This window comes from Streptomyces pseudovenezuelae (assembly GCF_001513955.1).
GTDB classification, from domain to species: Bacteria; Actinomycetota; Actinomycetes; order Streptomycetales; family Streptomycetaceae; genus Streptomyces; species Streptomyces pseudovenezuelae.
This window is the reverse complement of the sequence record NZ_KQ948146.1, coordinates 772,076-793,191: the sequence shown is the minus strand read 5'-3', so window position 1 is coordinate 793,191 and position 21,116 is coordinate 772,076. Positions and strand designations below refer to the sequence as shown.

At 71.4% G+C, this 21,116-nt stretch carries 18 protein-coding genes; 7 read left to right on the top strand and 11 right to left on the bottom strand.

The genetic code is table 11. The annotated features are described in order from the left end of the window. Positions 1-241: 241 nt before the first annotated feature. On the bottom strand, positions 242-1,303 hold the full coding sequence (locus AQI94_RS15680) for an ATP-dependent DNA ligase (RefSeq protein ID WP_031041745.1): 1,062 nt from the start codon (positions 1,301-1,303) through the stop codon (positions 242-244). Positions 1,304-1,368: 65 nt separating this feature from the next. Here AQI94_RS15680 and ligD point away from each other — a divergent pair, with 65 nt between their 5' ends. After that, positions 1,369-2,400 carry a non-homologous end-joining DNA ligase gene (gene ligD, locus AQI94_RS15675; protein ID WP_031041747.1) on the top strand — a complete coding sequence of 344 codons (1,032 nt, stop codon included), beginning with the start codon at positions 1,369-1,371 and terminating at the stop codon, positions 2,398-2,400. On the opposite strand, the gene AQI94_RS15670 is transcribed toward ligD, so the two are convergent. Together AQI94_RS15670 and AQI94_RS15665 are read right to left on the bottom strand one after the other, a co-directional pair. After that, the gene (locus AQI94_RS15670) at positions 2,387-4,582 is read right to left on the bottom strand and encodes an OmpL47-type beta-barrel domain-containing protein (protein ID WP_031041748.1); all 2,196 of its coding nucleotides are present in this window, start codon (positions 4,580-4,582) and stop codon (positions 2,387-2,389) included. The two genes, ligD and AQI94_RS15670, sit on opposite strands and share 14 nt — an antisense overlap. Further along, complete coding sequence (locus AQI94_RS15665) at positions 4,582-7,077, bottom strand: ThuA domain-containing protein (RefSeq protein ID WP_199814305.1); 2,496 nt, start codon at positions 7,075-7,077, stop codon at positions 4,582-4,584. Before AQI94_RS15665 ends, AQI94_RS15670 begins: the two co-directional genes overlap by 1 nt. Positions 7,078-7,266: 189 nt before the next feature. Between AQI94_RS15665 and AQI94_RS15660 the strand changes: the two genes are divergently transcribed. The 3 genes from AQI94_RS15660 to AQI94_RS15650 all read left to right on the top strand — a co-directional run bounded on the left by AQI94_RS15660 (position 7,267) and on the right by AQI94_RS15650 (position 10,329). Further along, positions 7,267-8,247, top strand: coding sequence for a multicopper oxidase domain-containing protein (locus AQI94_RS15660; protein ID WP_031041751.1), 981 nt, complete (start codon positions 7,267-7,269; stop codon positions 8,245-8,247). A 14-nt stretch (positions 8,248-8,261) separates the two neighbouring features. Next, a complete protein-coding gene (locus AQI94_RS15655) occupies positions 8,262-9,185 on the top strand; it encodes an ornithine cyclodeaminase family protein (protein WP_031041762.1) in 924 nt (307 codons plus the stop codon). A 118-nt stretch (positions 9,186-9,303) separates the two neighbouring features. Further along, entirely contained in the window at positions 9,304-10,329 is a 1,026-nt protein-coding gene (locus tag AQI94_RS15650) for a LacI family DNA-binding transcriptional regulator (RefSeq protein WP_031041765.1), read from the top strand. A gap of 28 nt (positions 10,330-10,357) precedes the next feature. Here AQI94_RS15650 and AQI94_RS15645 read toward each other — a convergent pair whose 3' ends face one another. Continuing rightward, positions 10,358-11,152, bottom strand: coding sequence for a VOC family protein (locus tag AQI94_RS15645; protein WP_031041766.1), 795 nt, complete (start codon positions 11,150-11,152; stop codon positions 10,358-10,360). 231 nt (positions 11,153-11,383) lie between these two features. On the opposite strand from AQI94_RS15645, the gene AQI94_RS15640 reads away from it, so the two are divergent. After that, the gene (locus AQI94_RS15640; RefSeq protein ID WP_031041769.1) at positions 11,384-11,632 is read left to right on the top strand and encodes a WhiB family transcriptional regulator; all 249 of its coding nucleotides are present in this window, start codon (positions 11,384-11,386) and stop codon (positions 11,630-11,632) included. Positions 11,633-11,690: 58 nt separating this feature from the next. Here AQI94_RS15640 and AQI94_RS15635 read toward each other — a convergent pair whose 3' ends face one another. The 5 genes from AQI94_RS15635 to AQI94_RS15615 form a co-directional block, all read right to left on the bottom strand. Beyond that, the gene (locus AQI94_RS15635) at positions 11,691-12,899 is read right to left on the bottom strand and encodes a PP2C family protein-serine/threonine phosphatase (RefSeq protein ID WP_078902675.1); all 1,209 of its coding nucleotides are present in this window, start codon (positions 12,897-12,899) and stop codon (positions 11,691-11,693) included. 95 nt (positions 12,900-12,994) lie between these two features. Continuing rightward, positions 12,995-13,756, bottom strand: coding sequence for an IclR family transcriptional regulator (locus AQI94_RS15630; RefSeq protein ID WP_031041773.1), 762 nt, complete (start codon positions 13,754-13,756; stop codon positions 12,995-12,997). A gap of 332 nt (positions 13,757-14,088) precedes the next feature. Further along, positions 14,089-15,069, bottom strand: a complete 981-nt coding sequence (locus tag AQI94_RS15625; RefSeq protein ID WP_031041775.1) for an acyl-ACP desaturase — start codon at positions 15,067-15,069, stop codon at positions 14,089-14,091. Between the two features lie 204 nt (positions 15,070-15,273). Then, positions 15,274-16,050, bottom strand: a complete 777-nt coding sequence (gene ddaH, locus AQI94_RS15620) for a dimethylargininase (protein WP_031041778.1) — start codon at positions 16,048-16,050, stop codon at positions 15,274-15,276. A 129-nt stretch (positions 16,051-16,179) separates the two neighbouring features. Next, positions 16,180-16,614, bottom strand: coding sequence for a DUF6194 family protein (locus AQI94_RS15615; protein ID WP_031041781.1), 435 nt, complete (start codon positions 16,612-16,614; stop codon positions 16,180-16,182). Positions 16,615-16,665: 51 nt separating this feature from the next. Here AQI94_RS15615 and AQI94_RS15610 point away from each other — a divergent pair, with 51 nt between their 5' ends. Then, positions 16,666-17,373, top strand: a complete 708-nt coding sequence (locus tag AQI94_RS15610; protein ID WP_037941778.1) for a MerR family transcriptional regulator — start codon at positions 16,666-16,668, stop codon at positions 17,371-17,373. On the opposite strand, the gene AQI94_RS15605 is transcribed toward AQI94_RS15610, so the two are convergent. Beyond that, entirely contained in the window at positions 17,342-18,964 is a 1,623-nt protein-coding gene (locus AQI94_RS15605) for an ABC-F family ATP-binding cassette domain-containing protein (RefSeq protein ID WP_031041786.1), read from the bottom strand. The genes AQI94_RS15610 and AQI94_RS15605 overlap by 32 nt on opposite strands. 285 nt (positions 18,965-19,249) lie before the next feature. Here AQI94_RS15605 and AQI94_RS15600 point away from each other — a divergent pair, with 285 nt between their 5' ends. After that, positions 19,250-19,897: a GOLPH3/VPS74 family protein gene (locus AQI94_RS15600; RefSeq protein WP_031041789.1), complete on the top strand. Its 648-nt coding sequence runs from the start codon at positions 19,250-19,252 to the stop codon at positions 19,895-19,897. Between the two features lie 761 nt (positions 19,898-20,658). Here AQI94_RS15600 and ssgD read toward each other — a convergent pair. Further along, on the bottom strand, positions 20,659-21,075 hold the full coding sequence (gene ssgD / locus AQI94_RS15595; RefSeq protein ID WP_031052579.1) for a spore wall synthesis regulator SsgD: 417 nt from the start codon (positions 21,073-21,075) through the stop codon (positions 20,659-20,661). Positions 21,076-21,116: the final 41 nt, after the last annotated feature.

Sequence of the window (21,116 nt, the reverse complement as noted above, 5' to 3'; positions counted from 1 at the left end):
CCGGGTGGGTCGCCGGCGGCCTCCCCGGGGAATGGCCCGCGCGGACCCGCTCGGCCGATGCGGCCCCGATCGCACGGGTCCGGCGCCGAGTCCTCAAGTCGGCTGGTACGGCTCAGGTCGCGCCGGCTCGTCCCACGCGGCGCCGATCGCATGGCTCCGGCTCGTGCAGTCCAGGCCCGCGGGCCCCGCCGGCGTCAGCTCCGACGGGTCGGCCCGGTCGAGGCCGGCCCTGACGCCCCACTCAGCCCAGGATCTCGTCGAGGTCGTAGCGCACCGGCTCCTCCAGCTGCGCGTAGGTGCAGCTCTCCGGGGTCCGGTCGGGCCGCCAGCGGCGGAAGTGGGCGGTGTGGCGGAACCGTACGCCGTTCTCCATGTGGTCGTACGCCACCTCCGCCACCCGCTCCGGCCGCAGCGGCACCCACGACAGGTCCTTCTTGCCCGACCAGCGGCTCGGCGCCCCGGGCAGCCGCGCGCTCTCGTGCGCGGCCTCCTCGGCCCAGGCCGCCCAGGGGTGCCCGGACACGTCCGTCATCCGCAGTGGCTCCAGCTCCTCGATCAGCTCGGCGCGCCGCTTCATGGGGAAAGCCGCGGACACGCCGACGTGCTGGAGCGTGCCCCGGTCGTCGTGGAGGCCGAGCAGCAGGGAGCCGACGACCGGGCCGCTCTTGTGCAGCCGGTAGCCCGCGACCACCACGTCCGCCGTGCGCTCGTGCTTGATCTTGAACATCGCGCGCTCGTCCTGGAGATAGCGCAGGGTGAGCGGCTTGGCGATGACCCCGTCCAGGCCCGCTCCCTCGTACTCCTCGAACCACTGCCGGGCCACCTCGATGTCCGTGGTCGCCGGCGCCACGTGCACGGGCGGGGCCGTCCCGGACAGCGCCGTGGTCAGCAGCTCGCGGCGCTCGGTCAGCGGGACGTTCAGCAGTGATGCGTCCTGCAGCGCCAGCAGGTCGAAGGCGACGAAGGAGGCCGGCGTCCGCTCCGCGAGGGTGCGCACCCGGGAGGCCGCCGGATGGATCCGCTCGGTCAGCGCGTCGAAGTCCAGCCGTCCGTCCCGCGCGATGACGATCTCCCCGTCCATCACGCAGCGCTCGGGCAGCCGCTCCCGCAGCGCCTCCACCAGCTCGGGAAAGTACCTGGTCAGCGTCTTGCCGGTACGGCTGCCCAGCTCGACCTCCGCCCCGTCGCGAAACACGACGGCCCGGAACCCGTCCCACTTCGCCTCGTAGTGCATGTCCGGCGGGATCTTCGCCACGGACTTGGCGAGCATGGGCTTCACAGGGGGCATCACCGGCAGATCCATGGTCCGATTCTGCACGCGCAGGCCCCGAAATGCCTGATATGCCGGGCTCGCTTACCGTGGCTCGCATGGGTGACGCGGTGGAACTGGAGGCGGGTGGCCGGACCGTACGGCTGTCCAGCCCGGACAAGATCTTCTTCCCGGAGCGCGGGTTCACCAAGCTGGACCTCGCCCGCTACTACCAGGCCGTCGCCCCCGGCATCCTGCGCGCCCTGCGCGACCGCCCCACCACCCTGGAGCGCTACCCGGACGGCGTGACCGGCGAGAACTTCTTCCAGAAACGGGCGCCCAAGAACATGCCCGACTGGATCCCGACCGCCCACATCACCTTCCCCAGCGGCCGCAGCGCCGACGAGATGTGCCCCACCGAGGAGGCCGCCGTCCTGTGGGCCGCCCAGTACGGCACCCTCACCTTCCACCCCTGGCCGGTCCGCCGCGACGACGTCGACCGCCCCGACGAACTGCGCATCGACCTCGACCCGCAGCCCGGCACGGACTACGACGACGCCGTGCGCGCGGCCCATGAACTGCGGGCGGTGCTGGAGGAGTTCGGCGGCCTGCGCGGCTGGCCCAAGACCTCCGGCGGTCGCGGTCTGCACGTCTTCGTGCCCATCGAACCGCGCTGGACCTTCACCCAGGTGCGGCGGGCCGCGATCGCCATCGGGCGCGAGATGGAACGCCGGATGCCGGACCGCGTGACCATCAAGTGGTGGAAGGAGGAGCGGGGCGAGCGCATCTTCATCGACTACAACCAGACGGCCCGCGACCGCACGATCGCCTCCGCCTACTCGGTACGGCCCCGCCCGCACGCCCCCGTCTCGGCGCCCCTGCGCTGGGAGGAGGTCGGCCGGGCGCACCCCCAGGACTTCGACCTCGCGACCATGCCCGCGCGCTTCGCCGAACTCGGCGATGTGCACGCGGACATGGACGATCACGCGTTCTCGCTGGACACCCTGCTGGAGCTGGCCCGCCGCGACGAGCACGACCACGGACTGGGCGATCTGCCGTACCCGCCCGAGTATCCGAAGATGCCGGGGGAGCCCAAGCGGGTACAGCCGAGCAGGGCCGCTGCGAAGAAGGCGCCTCCTACAGCTCCTTGATCCTGACGTCCCGGTACGAGACCACGTCCGTGGTGCTGTGCACCTGGAGCCCGATGTAGCCGGCGGAGAACCGCCGCCCGTCCGTGCCCGGGTCGTCCGAACGGGCGGGATAGAAGTCCTGGCCTCCGATGTTGTCGAACTCGTTGATCAGCACGCCGTTGCGGTAGACCGAGTAGTGCTGGTCGACCACCCGGATCTCGTAGTCGTTCCACGTGCCCTTCTGGGTGACGCCGGCACCGGCGAGCCCGACCCGGTCGAAGCCGTAGACCGACCCGGTCTTGTACATGTCGCCGTCGGGACGGTCGAAGACCTGCACTTCGTGGCCGTACTTGATGGCCGCCCACTCGGGGCGTGGCTCCTCCGGGTGGTCGTGGACCCACGGGAACCGCACGAACACACCGGAGTTGGCGTTGCCGGTGCCCGGGGCGTCGTCCCGCCACTGGAGCTTGAGCGAGAAGTCGCCGTACGTGCGCTCCGGGAACCAGAGCATGCCGAGGCCGTCCTTCGTGGTGCCGGACGTGATCGAGCCGTCGCCGTTCGGCGCGAACGAACCGCCGCCCACCTGCTGCCACCTGGCGAAGGAGGCCGCGCTGCCGTCGAGGATCGTCCGGTAGCCCTCGGTCTGTCCCGGCTTCCCGATGCCGGACTCACGGGCCGCCGCGTCGATGGCGTCGTACTCGCGCTCGTCGAGCACCCCCTCCTTGAAGAGCCTGTCGAGGACCGTCTTCACGTGCTTGAGGAACAGCGCGTGGGACGTCCACTCCTTCTCGTCCTCGATCAACTCGTTGATGCGGCACCGGCTGTTGGTGATCCGGTTCGGCACCCCGGAGTCGACCGTGCCCACGATCACCGTCAACCGCTCGTCGAGCTCGGCGCAGGGGGGCGCCGGGACCTGACTGGAGACCACGGTGAAGGTCACCGTGCGCGCGGCCGAGGTGTTGCCGGCCTTGTCGCGGGCCCGGTACGCCAGGGTGTGCGTGCCCGCCCGGTCGACGACCACCGCAGCGGTGTACGCGAGGTAGGGTCCGGCGTCGATCGAGTACTCGACGCCGGCGACCCCCGAACCGCCCTCGTCCGTGGCGCTCACCGTCACCTTGGCGTTGCCCACGTAGGCCCCGTCGGAGTTCCGTGTGCCGTCCACGGTCACGCCGGTCACCGGCGGGGTGGTGTCCTGCGGGGCCGCCGCGACGACCGTGAACCGGACGCTCTTGTCGGCGGCCACGTTGCCCGCCTTGTCGGTCGCCCGGTAGCGCACGGTGTGGGAGCCGACCTGGTGCACCATCACGGGCATCGTGTAGGGCTGCCAACTCCCGTCGTTCACCGCGTACTCGATGGTGTTGACGCCGGAGCCGGTGTCGGAGGCCGACACGGTCACCGTGGCCATGTCGATGTACGTGCCGTCCGGGTTCTGCTCGCCGCTCACCGTCGCCGAGGTGTCCGGCGGGGCGGTGTCGTCGGAGGGCGGCGCAACGACCGTGAAGGCGGCGCTCTTCTCGGCGGAGACGTTGCCCGCCTTGTCGACGGCCCGGTAGCGCACCGTGTGGTCGCCGACCTGGTCGACGACGACCGGGGCGGTGTACGGCTGCCAGGCGCCCGTGTCCCCGATCGCGTACTCGATCCGGTCGACGCCGGAGCCCCCGGCCTCGTCGGTCGCCGTGACCGTCACACGCGCCGAACCGACGTACTGGCCCTGCGCGTTCTGCGTGCCGGTCACCTGGGCCGCCGCCGAGGGCGCGGTGGTGTCCTCGCCGCTGCCCTCCGTCACCACGAGGATGCCCTGCATCTGGCCGTGGCCCGGGATCGTGCAGTGGTAGAAGTACCGGCCCGGGGTGAGCGTCACCTCGGCGGTGTGGCGGCCGCCCATGTCGTCGTTGGGGTTGGCGAGGATGTTGAGTTCGACGTCGTCGTTGAACTCGGGGTCGCTGGTCACGAAGGTCAACGTGTGCGGCATTCCGGTGGTGTTGCCGGTGGCCGTGCTGTTCTCGAAGACGATCGTGGCCGTGCCCGCCACGGCGGTCGTCGGGACCGAGGTGTACCTGGTGATGTCGTCGCCGGCGGTCCAGGTGAGTGTCTGGGCCGCCGCCGGGGCCGTCATGTCAGGCCGTGCCTGGGACGTCGACTGAAGGCCGAGCACCATCAGCAGGGCGGCCAGCAGGACGGTCAGAGCTCTACGGGGATGCATCACTGCCCTCCTCTCGCCAGCTGTCCGGCGGCCGGTGTCGGTCCACCGCCCGTGTAAGTGATGCGCCACAGAGCCGACTTGGCGTCCGAGGTGAAGAACCCGCGCCCGTAGTCGAGGACGTAGAGCGCGCCGTCCGGGCCGAACTTCCAGTCCATGAGGTTCTTGATGCCGTCGTTGCCGATCGGCACGATCTTCTTGAGCGACTCGGAGTGCACGGGCAGTCCGCCCTCGCCGTGGTTCTTCGGGTCGGTGATGACCGCGTTGCGCGGCTGGTCGGCGTCGTAGAAGTCGCCGACGAACCATTTGCCGTCCCAGTACGAGGGCCACTTGGTCGTGCTCGCGCCGGCCGCGTCGTAGCGGTAGACCGGACCGTTCATCGCGGCCTGGCCACCGCCCTTGAGCCACGGCAGCAGGTACGTGGCCTCCTCCTGCTTGTAGGACGGGACGCCGTTCGCGTCGCGCGGGTAGTCCGGGGCGCCGCCCTGGGGCGAGTACCAGATGTTGTTGCCGGTGACCGGCGGGAGGTTGACGAGACCGTCGTTGTTGGGCGACTCGTTCTTCGGGTGGTCGCAGTCGTACCAGCCCAGTGGTTGGTCGGGGTTGGGCAGGTTGCGGTCCCGGTAGGGCTGCTTGTTGCCCATGCAGTACGGCCAGCCGCGGTTGCTCGCCCTGGTGATGACGGCGAAGGTGTCGTACTTGGCCGGTCCCCAGGTCGTCGAGGGAGCGCCTGCGTCCGGCCCGACCCAGCCGGCGTAGAGGACGTCGGTCTTCTTGTCGACGAAGATCCGGGCCGGGTTCCTGACCCCCATCACATAGATCTCGCCGCGGGTCTTGCCGCCGCCCTCGGCGGTCTCCCTGCCCGTGAAGAGGTTCCCCTCGGGCAGCGTGTACGTCCCGTCGGCCTCCGGATGGATGCGCAGGATCTTGCCGTTGAGGTTGTTGGTGTTGCCCGCGGTGCGGCGCGCGTCCGCGAAGGAGACGCCCTTGTAGTTCGGCTGCGGGTTGTTGCCCGAGTAACCGCCGCTGAATCCGCTGGAGTTGTTGTCACCCGTCGCGATGTACAGGTTGCCCTTCGAGTCCCAGGACATCCCGCCGCCCGCATGGCAGCAACTGTGCACCTGAACCGGCCACTTGAGCAGGACCTTCTCGCTGTTCAGGTCCAGCTTGTTCGTGGCGAGGTCGAGGGTGAAGCGGGAGACGCGCCGCTCGGCCATCTGCGTGTCGCGGTTGAGCTGCGAGTGCGGGGTGTAGTGCAGGTACACCCAGCCGTTCTCCTCGAAGCGCGGGTCGAGCTCGATCCCGAGCAGGCCCTCCTCGACCTTGACCAGTTCGTCGCCGCCGCCCTTGTTGCCGAACACGGTCAACGCGCCCGCGAGGGTGACCTTCCTGGTCCTCGGGTCGTAGACGTGGATCTCACCCCTGCCCTTGCCGATGTCGGGGTTGTTCCAGTCGGTGATCACCGGCTGGGAGGAGTCGGCACCGCCCCGGCCGATGTACAGGACCCGTCCGTCGGGGGCGGTGACCAGCCCGTGCGGCTCGCCGATCTGGTCGTTCTGCCCCGCCTGGTTGGGCTGGGTAAGGCGCTCCGCCTTGTAGTTGCCGTTGATCGTGGCCTTGCAGTCTGCCTGCACGAGCCGCGAGGTCCACAGCAGCGCGCCGCGCAGATGGGCCCGGAAGTCGGTCTCGTCGTACGAGGACACCGTGCCGCCCATGCCGGTGTAGAAGGACCGGCCGCCGTCGTAGTCCCGGCACCAGCTCACCGGGTGGTCCCAGCCGTTGGCGCTCGCGCCCGGACGGTAGGTCGACTCGCGCACCCGGGCCACGGTGTGCACATCGCCTGAGGGGTTCTTCGTCCAGTTGAACCACTGGTCGGGGCGCTTCCACTGCACCGGCAGATCCCGGGTCGCCGGATGCTGACGGTCGCCGACCTCAACGGTGGCCCGCTGCACGGTCGTCGGGCTGGAGGCGGCCGGACGGGCGCCCAGGAGCCCCGTGAACCAGTCGGAGTACGGCTCGGCGCGGGCCGCGTCATGGATGCCGACGAAACCGCCGCCCGCCTCCATGTAGGCCTCCAGACCCGCTTCCTGCTCGGGGTCGAGGACATCGCCGCCGCCGGTCAGGAAGACGATCGCGTTGTAACTCCCCAGCGCCTTCTCGTCGGTGAAGACCCTCGCGTCGTCGGTGGCCTCGGTCTCGTACCGCTGGTTCGCCGGTCCGGACAGCCCGATCCGCTCGATCGCGGCGATACCGGCGTTGACGACCGGCGATTCGTCGCCGCCCGCCGCGGACCCGTAGAAGACCAGCACCCGTACATCCCCGCCGCCCGGTGGCGACTTGACGGACATCGTTGTCGCGGACGGGTCGGGAGCGGGCAGCGCGCCCGCCGCCGGTCCGGACATCAGCCCGGCGGCGACGACCCCCGCGGTCACGGTGGCCGTCCAGACCCGTCTCCTCGCGCTTCCTCCGCTTCTCGCGCTCAACCCTCGTAAGTGCATGGGCACCTCCTCGGTCACAGCAACAGCGCCATGGAAGCTAGACCCCTTTGCCTCACTCGCCAATACCTATGACCGGGATCGCACGAACTTTGTCCTGAGTGTGGATAAACGGCCTCGGGGCCGGTACCGTCGCACAGGTTCATCACAGGTACGTCTCCGCAAAACCCGTATCACGGTGGGGAGTTCCGCATGGGCGCACTGGACAGACGTGGCTTCAACCGGCGGGTGCTGCTCGGTGGCGCGGCGGTCGCGACATCGTTGTCCCTGGCCCCGGAGGCCCGCAGCGACGCAGGTCCGGCGCAGGCCGCCCCGGGCGGCGGCGAGGTCAGGCGCATCAAGCTGTACGCCGAGAAGCTGGCCGACGGACAGATGGGCTACGGCCTGGAGAAGGGCAGCGCGACGATCCCCGGCCCGCTGATCGAACTCAACGAGGGCGACACCCTGCACATCGAGTTCGAGAACACCATGGACGTCCGGGCGAGCCTGCATGTGCACGGTCTGGACTACGAAGTCTCCAGCGACGGCACGAAGTTGAACAAGAGCGACGTCGAGCCGGGCGGTACCCGCACCTACACCTGGCGCACCCACACGCCGGGCCGCCGCGCCGACGGCACCTGGCGGGCGGGCAGCGCGGGCTACTGGCACTACCACGACCACGTGGTCGGCACGGAACACGGAACCACCGGCATCCGCAAGGGCCTCTACGGAGCGGTGATCGTCCGGCGCAAGGGCGACATCCTCCCGGACGCGACCCACACCATCGTCTTCAACGACCTGCTCATCAACAACAAGCCGCCGCACTCGGGGCCCGACTTCGAGGCCACGGTGGGCGATCGGGTCGAGTTCGTGATGATCACGCACGGCGAGTACTACCACACCTTCCACCTGCACGGTCACCGCTGGGCGGACAACCGCACGGGCATGCTCACCGGACCCGACGACCCGAGTCAGGTCATCGACAACAAGATCGTGGGCCCGGCGGACTCCTTCGGCTTCCAGGTGATCGCGGGGGAGGGGGTCGGGGCGGGCGCGTGGATGTACCACTGCCATGTGCAGAGCCACTCCGACATGGGCATGGTGGGCCTGTTCCTGGTGAAGAAGACGGACGGGACGATTCCCGGCTACGAGCCGCACGAGCACACCGGACAGCGGGCCGAGCACCACCACTGACGGATCATGGACGGGTGACTCTGCTTCTCACGCGCGGCGACCTGGAGACGGTGCTGACGCCGGACACCTGCCTCGACGCACTGCGGGACGGCTTCCGGAACGCGGACGGCGGGCCGATCGCGGGACAACGGGTGCGCACGGACCTCCCCTTCCCCGGTACGGCCACCGCGCTGATCCCGGGCCTGCTCCCCGGCGTTCCCGCCTACACGGTGAAGGTCAACGCCAAGTTCCCGGCTGCCCGCCCGGCCCTGCGCGGGGTGATCTGCCTGCACAGCGGAACCGACGGCGAACTGCTGGCCCTCATGGACTCGGCGACGGTCACGGCGTGGCGGACGGGGCTGGCGGCCGCGCTGGGCACGCACCTGCTGGCCGGGACGGGTGAGGCGGTCGGCGTGATCGGCGCGGGCGCGCAGGCCGAGTTGATGGTGCGCGGCCTCGCGGTGCTGCGACCCCGCGGCGCCCTCGTCGTCCACGACACCTCCGCCGGCCGCGCCGCCCGGTTCACCGCCCGGCACGGCGGCCGGGTGCTGTCCTCCGCCGCGCAGATCGCCACGGCCGCCGACATCGTCCTGTCGGCGACCTGGTCCCGGCAACCGCTGCTCCGCCTGGCCGACACCAGGCCGGGCCAGCACTTCACGAGCCTCGGCGTGGACGAGCCGGGCAAGGCGGAGCTGGCGGCCGATCTGCTGGACGCCTCCGTGGTCGTGGTCGACGACCGCCCGTCGGCCGTGAGCATGGGCGTGCTGGCCGACGGCGGGACCGCGGCGGCGACCCTGGCCGAAGTGGTGCGGGGCGACCACCCCGGCCGCACCAGCGACACGGACCGCACGGTCTACGCGCCCGTGGGGCTGCCCTGGCAGGACCTCGCGGTCGCCTGGACGGCGTACCGGCGGGCCGAGCGGGAGGGGATCGGACGGCGGGTGGACCTGCTGGCATGAGGCCTTTCACCGGACGCCCCCGCTCGTAGGTGCCGACCGCCCTGCGCCGGGAGAGCGCTCTCACCGGGTCCTGGTCCGGGGCTATCCTGATCCGCATCCGCCGATGAGGAGCCCCGAAGTGACCGAGACAGCGCCGCGCCCCACACTGGAGGCCGTGGCGGCCCGGGCCGGGGTGTCGCGGGCCACCGTGTCCCGGGTGGTGAACGGCGGGGACGGGGTCAGGGAGCCCCTCGTCGAGCGGGTGCGCAGGGCCGTCGAGGAGCTCGGCTACGTGCCCAACCAGGCCGCCCGCAGTCTCGTCACCCGCCGCCACGACGCCGTCGCGGTCGTCGTGGCCGAGCCGGAGACCCGGGTCTTCGCCGACCCCTTCTTCGCGCTGCAACTGCGGGGAATCAGCAAGGAGTTGACCGCCCACGACAATCAGCTCGTGCTGCTGCTCACCGAGGGCCGCGACGACCACGCGCGGGTGGGACGCTACCTCGCCGGAGGCCACGTCGACGGCGCGCTCGTCTTCTCGCTGCACCTCGACGACCCGTTGCCCGGACTGATCCAACGGGCCGGTGTCCCCACGGTGTTCGGCGGCCGGCCCGGCTGGAGCGACGGGACGACGGACGTCGTGTACGTCGACAGCGACAACCGGGGCGGTGCCCGCGAGGCCGTACGGCATCTCGCCGCCCTCGGGCGGACCCGTGTCGCCCACATCACCGGACCCCTCGACCAGACCTCCGCGGCGGACCGGCTCGACGGCTACCGGGACGTCATGGGCGAGGCCGACCCTAGGCTCGTCGTACGCGGCGACTTCACCCCGGGCGGCGGGGAGCTGGCCATGCGGGAACTCCTCGACCGGTGCCCGGACGTGGACGCGGTGTTCGCCGCCAACGACCTCACCGCGTCCGGCGCCCTGCGCGTGCTGCGCGAGCGCGGGCGCCGGGTGCCCGAGGACGTGGCGGTGATCGGCTTCGACGACATGCTGCCCCTCGCCGAGCAGACCGATCCACCGCTGACTACGGTCCGTCAGGACATCGAGGAGATGGGCCGGTTGATGGCCCGCCTCCTCCTGGGCGGCCTCGGCCCCGGGGACGCGGGAGCCGCACCGGCCGGTGTCGTCCTGCCCACCACGCTGGTGCGGCGCGCCTCGGCGTGAGCCGCCTGCGCCCCCGCCTTCGCCCGCGTCACGTCTGCTGCGGCGGCGCGCTCTTGATCACCGCGAAGCGGGCGCCGTACGGATCGGCCAGCTTGGCGATCCGACCCACCCCCGGCACGTCGGTCCCGGGCAGCCGGACGCTGCCGCCCAGCTCCCGCGCCTTCGCCACCGTCCCGTCCGTGTCCGTGACCTCGAAGTACGGCATCCAGCACGCCCCGGCCCGCGCCTCCAGCGGATCCTCGGCGAGCGGGACGATGCCGCCGAACATGCCGTCCTCGTCCTGCCCGTCCGGCAGCACGGTGGTGTACGTCCCGCCGGGGAACTCGACCGCGTAGGTCTCCAGGCCGAGCGCCGCGCGGTAGAAGTAGGCGGCCATCGGCAGGTCCGCCGTGTACAGCTCGACCCAGCACAGGGAGCCGGGCTCCTGGGTGACGTCGAGCCCCTTGTTCCGCGCGGGCTGCCAGATGCCGAAGGGCACGCCCGCCTTGTCGGCGAGGATCGCCATGCGGCCCTGGTCCAGCACGTCCATGGGCTGCATGAGCACCGAGCCGTGCGCCTCCTCGGCCGCCTTCGCGGTGGCGTCCACGTCCGGGGTCTGGAAGTACACCGTCCAGGACGGCGGGCCCTGCTCCGGCGCGGTCTGCATGCCGCCCGCGGCGATCTTGCCGGCGAGCCGGAACATGCCGTAACCGCCGACTTCGGGCGGGCCCGGCTGGAACTCCCAGCCGAACAGTCCGCCGTAGAAGGTGGTGGCGCCGTCGATGTCGGGGGTGCCGAGGTCGATCCAGTTCGGAGCGCCGGTGACATAACGGGTCGTGAGCATCTCTGCCCTCCTCTGAGGGGTCCCGTTGCCTGTACCGCCGAGTCTCGCACCGTCCACTGACAATCGCTGCCGGGACGCGGGCACAGGTCGGTGACGCCCGCGAAGGGTTTCCGCGCGCCGCCGTGCGCCCTCGGGCCGGGCGCGGGACCATCAAGGCGGCCCGAGGCCGATGACGCAGCCGTTGATCCCGCGTTGATCGAACGTTTTTCGCCGCCCGGCACGATCTCCGCCATGCACATCGACACCATCACCCCGACCGACCCCGCCTGGCAGGCGCAGGCGTTGTGTGCGCAGACCGGGGCGGACTTCTTCTTTCCCGAGCCGGGCAGTTCGGTACGGGAGGCGAAGCGCATCTGCGGCATGTGCGAGATGCGCCCGGCCTGCCTGGAGTACGCCCTGGCCAACGACGAACGCTTCGGCGTCTGGGGCGGCCTGTCCGAGAAGGAACGGCTGGCGATCAGGCGCGTGGAAAACCGATGAGCCGACGGGCCGGGAGTGCGGTGAGCGGATGAACCGCCCCGGCGGCAGCGGCCCGGGATCAGGACGAGACGCAGGGCGAGCCGCGACCGGCGTCCGAGAAAGCCTCGGGAACGGCGGCTTCGCCTGAGGAGGCGGCCGGCTTGCGGAGCAGGAGCAGCGCCGCGTCGTCGTGCAGCCGGCCACCCACATGTGCCAGCAGTTCGTCATGGATCGCGGTGAGGGTGCCGGCCGGCTCGTCGGACAAGTGGCGGGCCAGCCCTTCTGCGAGCGGGTAGAACTCACGGCTGTGGTCGCGGGCCTCGGTGACCCCGTCGGTGTAGAGCAGCAGTTGATCCCCGTCGGCGAAAGCCAGCACCTGGAGGCCGGGTGTCTCGTCCGTGAGGGCGCGCAGCCCGAGGGGCGGGGCCGGACGGGCGGGCTCCACCGCCACGACGGTGCCGGATCCGCGCACCAGCAGGGGAGGGGCGTGGCCGCAGTTGACCACCTCCAGATGGCCTGCCCGCGGGTACCCGGCGACCACCGCGGTGACGAAGTCGTCGACACCGAGGTTGCGCGCCAGGCTCCGCTCGATCCTGTCGACGACGGCGAGGAGGTCGGGCTCGTCGTAGGCGGCCTCACGGAAGACACCGAGCACGAGTGCGGCGGTCCCTACGGCCGGCAGCCCCTTGCCTCGCACATCGCCGACGATCAGCCTGACCCCGTACGGGGTCGGCACCAGTGCGTAGAGATCCCCGCCGATGCGGGCCTCGGCAGCCGCGGCGCTGTAGCGGACGGCCGCCTGGAACGGGCCGACAGTCGCCGGAACGGGCTTGAGGAGCGCGTGCTGGGCGGCCTCCGCCACGGACCGGACGGCCGCGAGCACCCGTTCACGACGCCCGCGCAGCGCGCTGGCGAGGCCACTCGCCAGCGTGACGGCCGCCAGGGCGGACAGTACGGCCGTCAGCTCACGTCCCGGAACGCCGTCCCGGGTGCCGAGCGTCGCGCCCAGCACCGCGGCGAGGAGGCCGACACCGAGGACTCCGCGCGGCCCGCCGGTGGTGGCCGCCAGTGCGGGTCCGGCCGCGAGCAGGGGCAGCCAGATCGTCCCTGCTTCGCACGCGACATCGACGAGCACGATGACGGAGACGATCAGTACCGGCAGCGCGCGTGTGGCGGCGGCCAGATGCGCGGCGGCACGTTTCCGGGTCGCTGACCCGGGACCGCGCACCCGGTTTCGGAACGGCCGTATCAGCCAGGGGTCGCCGCCGTGGTCTCGAGCCTGACTCATGCTTCGTCCGTAGTCCTCACCTGATGCGGGGGCTGCTGAAATGTCTCTTTCATCCAGGAAAGGGGTACGGCTCGGGTGTCACAAGGAGGGGGATTTCAGATAGTGAGCGAGAGGCCCCTGGTCACGCGGCTCGCGGCCGGGATCAGCCGCGCCAGGACCTCGTCGAGTCGTGAGAGCCGGTCCGCCCGCAGTGAGACGCCGAGCGAGCCGAGCGTGTCCCCGTAGTAGACGGGCACGGCGACGCAGACCGTGCCGAGGGCGTACTCCTCCAGGTCCGTGACGGCCGGGGCCACGGGTGAGGAGTCGAGTCGCCGGAGCAGTTCCGGACGGCTGGTGATGGTCCGCGGTGTGAGGTCGGCGAGGGAGTGCCGGGAGAGGTAGTCCTTGCGGGAGGCGTCGTCCAGTTCTCGCAGCACGGACTTGCCCAGTGCGGTGGCGTGCCCCGCGTCCTCGAATCCCACCCAGAGATCGACACGGGGCGCCTGGGGGCCGTCGACGATCTCGGCGACGCGGATCTCGCCGTCCTCGTAGAAGGTGAGGTAGGCGGCGGTCGCGAGCTCGTCCCGCAGAGCGGCGAGCGTGGGGCGGACGCGGCTGAGCAGCACCTGCCCGCGGCCCGTGCTGTGCAGGGACTGCAGCTTGTCGCCCAGGACGAACCCGCCGTCGTCCAGCTTCCGTACGTATCCGTCGTGGACCAGCGTCCGCAGCAGGTGATACGCGGTGGCCAGGGGCAGTTCCGTCTCACGCGCCAGCTTCTTCGCGGGCGCACCGTTCTCGTGCGAGCTCACCGCCTCCAGCAGGCGGAGGGCACGCTGCACGGAAGCGATGAGCGTAGGGCCACCGTCTTGAGCACCCATACGACCAGCGTGCGCCGAGCACACGGAGCAGGCAAGACGCGCGCCCCTGGCCGGCTCGCCGGGGCAGGCGATCGTGACGGCCGTCAGGATCGGCTCCGGCGCCGCTCAGGCCACCGCGCTTCCGGCCGGCCCCGTGACGGCGGAGTCCCCAGGGCGGTGCCGGCCGTGCGCGCGGAGGACGCGGTCCACGGGCGGGGGCCGATACGGCACGCCCCGCAGCACCGCCCGCCGCCTCGTCGGTCGGCCGAACCGTGTTGCGGAGGGGCGGCGATCAGACCCGGCAGGGAGCCGACGGCCCGCACCGGATGCTCACGGGGCCCGCCGGACCGGCGTCAGGCCCCGGCCGCGCGTGCCGCCATCCGCGCCTTGCGCGCCGCCAGCTTCTCGTCGAACTTCAGGGCCTCCGCGTCCAGACCGCTCATGTACAGGCCGAGTTCGTCCTGTGCCTTCTGGCCCTCGGGGCCGAGACCGTCGATCTCCATGACCTTCAGGAAGCGCAGGACGGGCTGGAGCACGTCGTCGTGGTGGATGCGCATGTTGTAGATCTCGCCGATGGCCATCTGCGCGGCGGCCCGCTCGAAGCCGGGCATGCCGTGGCCGGGCATCCGGAAGTTCACGATCACGTCGCGCACGGCCATCATCGTCAGGTCGGGCGCGAGCTCGAAGGCCGCCTTGAGCAGGTTCCGGTAGAAGACCATGTGCAGGTTCTCGTCGGTGGCGATGCGCGCCAGCATGCGGTCGCAGACCGGGTCGCCGGACTGGTGGCCGGTGTTGCGGTGCGAGACGCGGGTCGCGAGCTCCTGGAAGGACACGTAGGCGACCGAGTGCAGCATGGAGTGGCGGTTGTCGGACTCGAAGCCCTCGCTCATGTGGGCCATGCGGAACTGTTCGAGCTTGTCCGGGTCCACCGCGCGCGAGGCGAGCAGGTAGTCCCGCATCACGATGCCGTGCCGGCCCTCCTCGGCGGTCCAGCGGTGCACCCAGGTGCCCCAGGCTCCGTCCCGGCCGAAGAGCGAGGCGATCTCGTGGTGGTAGCTGGGGAGGTTGTCCTCGGTCAGCAGGTTCACGACCAGGGCGATCCGGCCGATCTCGGTGACCTTGGACTGCTCCTTGTCCCAGGCCTCGCCGTCCTCGAAGAAGCCGGGGAAGTTGCGGCCGTCGCTCCACGGGACGTACTCGTGCGGCATCCAGTCCTTGGTGACCTTCAGATGCCGGTTCAGTTCGGTCTCGACCACTTCCTCCAGCGCGTACAGCAGTCGCGCGTCGGTCCACGCGGAGGACGGGCTGCCGAGGTGCGGGGAAGTGATCGTCATAGGTACTCCAGGGGGACGCGACAGACAGGTAAGGGTGCGGCGAGCGGCGCCGGGAACCTACGGAATCGTAGGCTACGAAACCGTAGGTTACGAGACCGTAGGTTAAGAGCCCCGTAAAGATCCCTGATCAGCCGTGTTCCCCGGGCATGACAAAGGAGTCCGGGAACCGCTGGTCCGAGGCCCTTGACCTGATGCGTCCGGTCATCAGGAGTACAGGTCCCGCAGTCGAACTGAGAGGCACGTCACACAGCCTTCGAGCTTCTCGAACTCGCTGATGTCCACCACGACCGGTTCGAATCCGAGGTCGGTGAGCAGCTCCGCGGTCTTCGGCGCGCTCGCGGCCATGAGCAGCTTGGGGCCGCCGAGCAGGACGACATGGGCGCCGGCCTCCTCCGGGACGGACAGGAAGCGCGGGAAGAGCGCGGGACGGTCCACCTTGGGGATGTGCCCGATGACGGTCCCGTCGGGCAGCGCGGTCACCGCCGACTTAAGGTGCAGCACCTTGCTCACCGGTACGGCGACGACCCGCGCCCCGAGCGGTTCGAAGGCGGCCCGCAGCTGCTGGACGCCGGCCGCGTTGGTACGTCCGCCGCGGCCGACGTAGATCGTGTCGTCGATCTTCAGCACGTCGCCGCCGTCCAGGGTGCCCGGTTCCCAGATCCAGTTCACCGAGCAGCCCAGACGCGCCACGGCCTCCTCGACGCCGATGGTCTCCTCGCGCCGGGACTCCGCGCCGGACCGCGCGATCAGGGCGACGTTCCTGTACATGACCACGGTGTCCTCGACGAACACCGAGTCCGGGCAGTCGTCCTCCGGGTCCACCTCGACGGTCTCCCAGCCGTGCGCGCGCAGGGCCTCGACGTAGGCCTCCCACTGTTCGAGCGCGAGGTCGACGTCGACCTTCTCCCGCTCGACGTGCGTCACCAGACCTTCGGCGAGGCGCGGACCGGGGCGGCGGACGAGGGCCTTCTTGCTGGGCACGAGGGAACTCCGTATCGGCGGGACAGGGGCGGCGCGCGTGACGGGCGCCGGTCAGCCATCATGCAGCGCCGGTCCGTGTCGACAAAACCCCCGTACTCAGGCTGTGGCCCTCCTGAGACGCTCCACGGCTCACGAGCGCCGTCGCGCCGCACGCGCGCGTGCCGCCTCATGGGCCTCACGCAGCAGCCGTACGACGGTCCCGGTCGTCCGCTCGCCGGGATTCACCACGCAGATCCAGCCGAGAGAGCCGTGGACCGGGTGCGGCAGCAGCACGTCGGCCGCCGCGGCGTCGTGCCGCTCCCCGAGGAGCTCCGGGAGCGCCGGGCGCCCGACCTGGACGTTGACCCGCCAGCGGCCCGGCGGGTCCAGGGCGGAGGCGGTGTCGTCGGGGTAGTCCTTGGTGACGATCGTCCCGTAGGGCTGGGTGTTCTGGGGCGTTCGGCCGTCGGGGACGTAGTAGAAGAACGCGTCGCCCCACGCGATCTCGGGAGAGTCCCCACCCGGCTCCGGGACGACCACGAGTGCCCCGTCGAAGCCGCGCACGGTCGCGATGATCTGCTCCATACTCATGGTTCAAGCGTGGCCTTCAAGTGCTGGTGTGGGGTTGAGCGAACGATGCGCACGACCGATGTCGCCAGGGAGTCCGGGTACTCGGCGCAGCAGGTGCGCGACCTGGAGCGGCTGGGGGTCATTCCGGCCGCGCGGCGCTCCGGCAACGGCTACCGCTCCTACACGCCGCTCCACGTCCGTGCCCTGCGCGCCTACCGGGCTCTCGCCACGGCCACCGGACCCGTCGAGGCCCGGCGGCTGCTCGCCGAGCTGCGGACCGCGACGGTCACGGAGGCGGCCTCGGCGGTCGACGAGGTCCACGCCCGGCTCGCGCGGGAGCGCGCGGAGGTGCTGCGCGCCCAGCGGGCGCTGGAGGGCATCCGGGCCGAAGAGGCCGGCGGGGACGACGACTTCATGACCATCACCCAGCTCGCGCAGGCGCTCGGCGTACGGTCCTCGACCCTGCGGTTCTGGGAGGAGGAAGGGCTGGTCCGGCCGGAGCGGGTGACCACCCTGCGCGCGCGGCGCTACGGCCTCGCGGCGATCAGGGCGGCACGCGTCGTCGTCGCCCTGCGCGCCGGCGGGTACGGCATCCCGGCCGTGCGTGAGGTGATGGCCGCCCTGGACGGCGCCGACGGGCTGGAGGACGCCCGCCGGATCCTGCGGGAACGGCTCGACCGGATCGCCGCCCGGAGCGTGGCGCTGCTCCGGGCGGGGACCGACCTGGCTGCCGTCGTGGACGCTACGCGGGGAACTCCAGAGCCTCCGGCGTGACCTCCCGCAGCTCGCCGTCCAGCATCAGCCAGCGCGTGATGCCGATCGACTCCAGGAACGGCAGGTCGTGACTGGCCACGACCAGCGCGCCCTCGTACGACTCCAGGGCCGAGGTCAGCTGTCGCACGCTCGCGATGTCGAGGTTGTTCGTCGGCTCGTCGAGCATGAGCAGCTGCGGTGCGGGCTCCGCCAGCATCAGCGCGGCCAGGGCCGCCCGGAAGCGTTCGCCGCCGGACAGCGTCGACGCCCGCTGGTCGGCCCGGGCACCCCGGAACAGGAAGCGGGCGAGACGGGCCCGCACCCGGTTGTTGGTGGCGCCCGGCGCGAACCTGGCCACGTTCTCGGCGACCGACAGCTCGCCGTCGAGGACGTCCAGGCGCTGGGGCAGGAAGCGGAGCGGGACATGGACCGTCGCCTCGCCCGACACCGGTGGCAGCTCCCCGGCGATCGTGCGCAGCAGCGTCGTCTTGCCCGTGCCGTTGCGCCCGATCAACGCGACCCGCTCGGGGCCCCGCAGATCGAGACCGCCCTTCACCCGCGCGCCGTGGGCGAGTTGCAGATCCATGAGGGTCAGGACCGTGCGGCCCTGCGGTACGGCCGTGTACGGCAGGTCGACGCGGATCTCGTCGTCGTCCCGTACGGCCTCCACCGCCTCGTCGAGCCGGTCCTTGGCCTCGGCGAGCTTCTCCTCGTGCATCACACGGTGCTTGCCCGCGGAGACCTGGGCCGAGCGGCTCTTGAGCTTCATGACGGCCCGGGGCTCGCGCTTGTTGTCGTACATCTTCTGGGCGTAGCGCCTGCGATGGGCCAACTTGATCTGCGCGTCCACCAGTTCGCGCTTCTGCCGGCGCAGGTCGGACTCGGCGACCCGCACCATGCGTTCGGCCGCCTCCTGTTCGACGGCGAGGGCCTCCTCGTAGGCGGAGAAGTTCCCGCCGTACCAGGTGACCTCCCCGGCGCGCAGATCGGCGATCTGGTCGACCAGGTCGAGGAGTTCGCGGTCGTGGCTGACCACGACCATCACCCCGGGCCAGGAGGCCACGGCCGAGTACAGCCGCCTGCGGGCGTACAGGTCGAGGTTGTTGGTGGGCTCGTCGAGGAGCAGGACGTCCGGTCGGCGCAGCAGCAGCGCGGCCAGCCGCAGCAGCACCGACTCGCCGCCCGAGACCTCGCCGATCCTGCGGTCCAACCCGATGTGGCCGAGCCCGAGTTCACCGAGGGTGGCCAGGGCCCGCTCCTCCACGTCCCAGTCGTCGCCGACCGTCTCGAAGTGCTCCTCGGACACGTCGCCCGCCTCGATGGCGTGCAGGGCGGCGCGCCGCGCGGCGACACCGAGCGCCTCGTCGACCCTCAGTGCGGTGTCGAGCGTGACGTTCTGCGGGAGATGGCCGACCTCGCCCGCGACGCGCACGGTGCCCTCGGCCGGGATGAGTTGACCGGCGATCAGTTTCAACAGGGTGGACTTTCCCGACCCGTTGGCGCCGACGAGCCCGGTCCGGCCGGGGCCGAAGGCGATGTCGAGGCCGTCGAAGACGGGGGTGCCGTCGGGCCAGGAGAAGGCGAGCGAGGTGCAGGTGAGGGAAGCAGACATACGGGTCTCCGCGGTTGCTCGAAGCGAGAAGGGGCAAACGCGTGTCGAGACACCCGCGACCACGGGAGAGGAACAGGGGACCGGAGGGCGGGGACAAGGTCCTGCTCGTCGGGAACGGCTCGTATGCCGAGGTCGCACGCGGCGCACACACCTCAGGTGTGTGACACGGTGTCTCAAAACCTCAGACGAGCAACGTCCTACTCCGATCGACGGCAACAGAAGCGTTCTACACCGTACGAGGCGGCCATAGGGCTGTCAACGAGTTAATGCGCCTTAGGAGGCCCCGTGCCCGACGGTCCGCTCTCCCTGCCGGCCCACCTCTACCTGCTGGCCTGGGACACCTCGAAGTCCGAGGCCACCGGTGCCGGGCAGGTTCCCCAGCTGGTCCGGGCCGGTGCCCTCACCGAGCTGGCCCGGCGCGGTCTGCTCCTCGACGTGGACGGCATCGCCACACCGGTCGACATGGACGCCGACACCGGGGACCCCGTCCTGGACGGGCTGCTCGAACTGGTCCGCGAATCCCGCCCGCACCGGTGGCGGAGCTGGGTGACACCGCACACCCGGATCACCCTGGACGCCGTACGGGAACAGCTCACCGCGGGCGGACAGCTGCTCGCCCGCAAGCGGCGGGTCCTCGGGCTGTTCCCGACGGTGGAGCACGACCTGGCCCGTCCGGCCGCCGTGGAGGCGCTCCAGGAGGAGGCCCGGCAGGTCCTGCGGGGACCGCTCACGCCGGTGGACGTCACGGACCGGGACGCGGCCCTCGTCGCGCTGGCCGCGGCGGCCGAACTGCGCACCGTGCTGCCCCGCGGGGAACACCACGGGGCGCGCGTCGAGGAACTGGTCGAGCGCAGCGGGCAGGTGGCGCCGGTGCTGCGGGAGCTCGTCCACGGGGTGCGCGGGGCGGTGGCCTCGGTCGCGGCGCGCGCCTGAAGGCCGGTGCCGGATTCCTGACGGCGGTGCCGCGGGGCCGATCGTCGAGCGAGGCGCACGGCGCGCCAGGACACGCTCCGCGACGGCACTCCTGGCTTCCGCCCCCGGCACGTCCCCGCCACCCTGTTTGCCCTGCCGATATGCCTGGGCCTGGGAGCCCACGAGTGACCGGGTGGTCGACGACGCCGGCCCGCCGCCCTGGCCACCAGGAGCTCCGGGCTCGCCCGGGCCCTGGGCGCGGCGGACGGCGACCGCCTGGACCGGGAGCGGGTGCCAGACGCCGTGGGGCGGATCGCCGCCGAGGCGGGTGCGCCGGTCGGGGCCGCGTGCCGTTGGCTCCGGGGCGAGCGCGGACAACCCCGACCCAGCCCGCCCCGAGCGGACGGCGCACCCTCCTCGCCGGTTCGGTACGTCAACGCCCCGATCGACACCTTCCGCGCGGCGCCGGAAGAGCCGCCCCCACTCCGGAGCGGGCCGCCGGCTTCCTCGCCGCGGGCGCCGACGGGATCTTCGTCCCCGGGGCCGTCGACCCGGGGACCGGCGAACTCCTCGCCGACGCGATCGACGGTCGGTTGCACGGCGTGGCCGGGCCCGACCTCCAGGGGGCGTGTCAGTCTCGGCCAGGGCATCGCGCAGGCCGCGCACGCCCTGGTGGCCGCGCACGCCCCGCTCCGCCGCGTCGCGCGGGTGCCGCTGGACGCGTGGGCGTACCACGCGCCGACCGGCGGCTCGAACACGGCGAGCTCGACGGGTGACCGACGTCAGTAGGCGTCGCGCATCAGCTCGACCAGATCGTGGTCGAGGTCGAGCTGGAGGTGCTCCAGGCCGGTCGGCACGAGCTCGTTCGTCGCCTCCAGGAACCGGCGCAGCTCACCCGTGCGCACATGCACGACGGCGGTGCCCTCGGGGGCGTGGAACTCGAGAACGGTGCGGTCGTAGCCGTACGGCCGCACCCGGACGTCGCCGTGGCCCTCGGGTTCGTGCAGGCCGGTGGTGAGCAGTTCGCGGCTGAAGGTCCAGCAGACCTCGACGCCCTCCAGGGTGGCCGGGGCGGGGAAGGTCATACGGACGGCGAACGGATCACAGCGGTCGTAGTGCAGGGTGGCGGGAATGCTCGGCATCCGCGGTGCCGCGGCGACGAGACGGGCCTCGACGGGCTGCTCGATGACGGTGGACAACGCCTTGCTCCCTTGTGACGGCTGGTGGGCTTCCGGAGTGG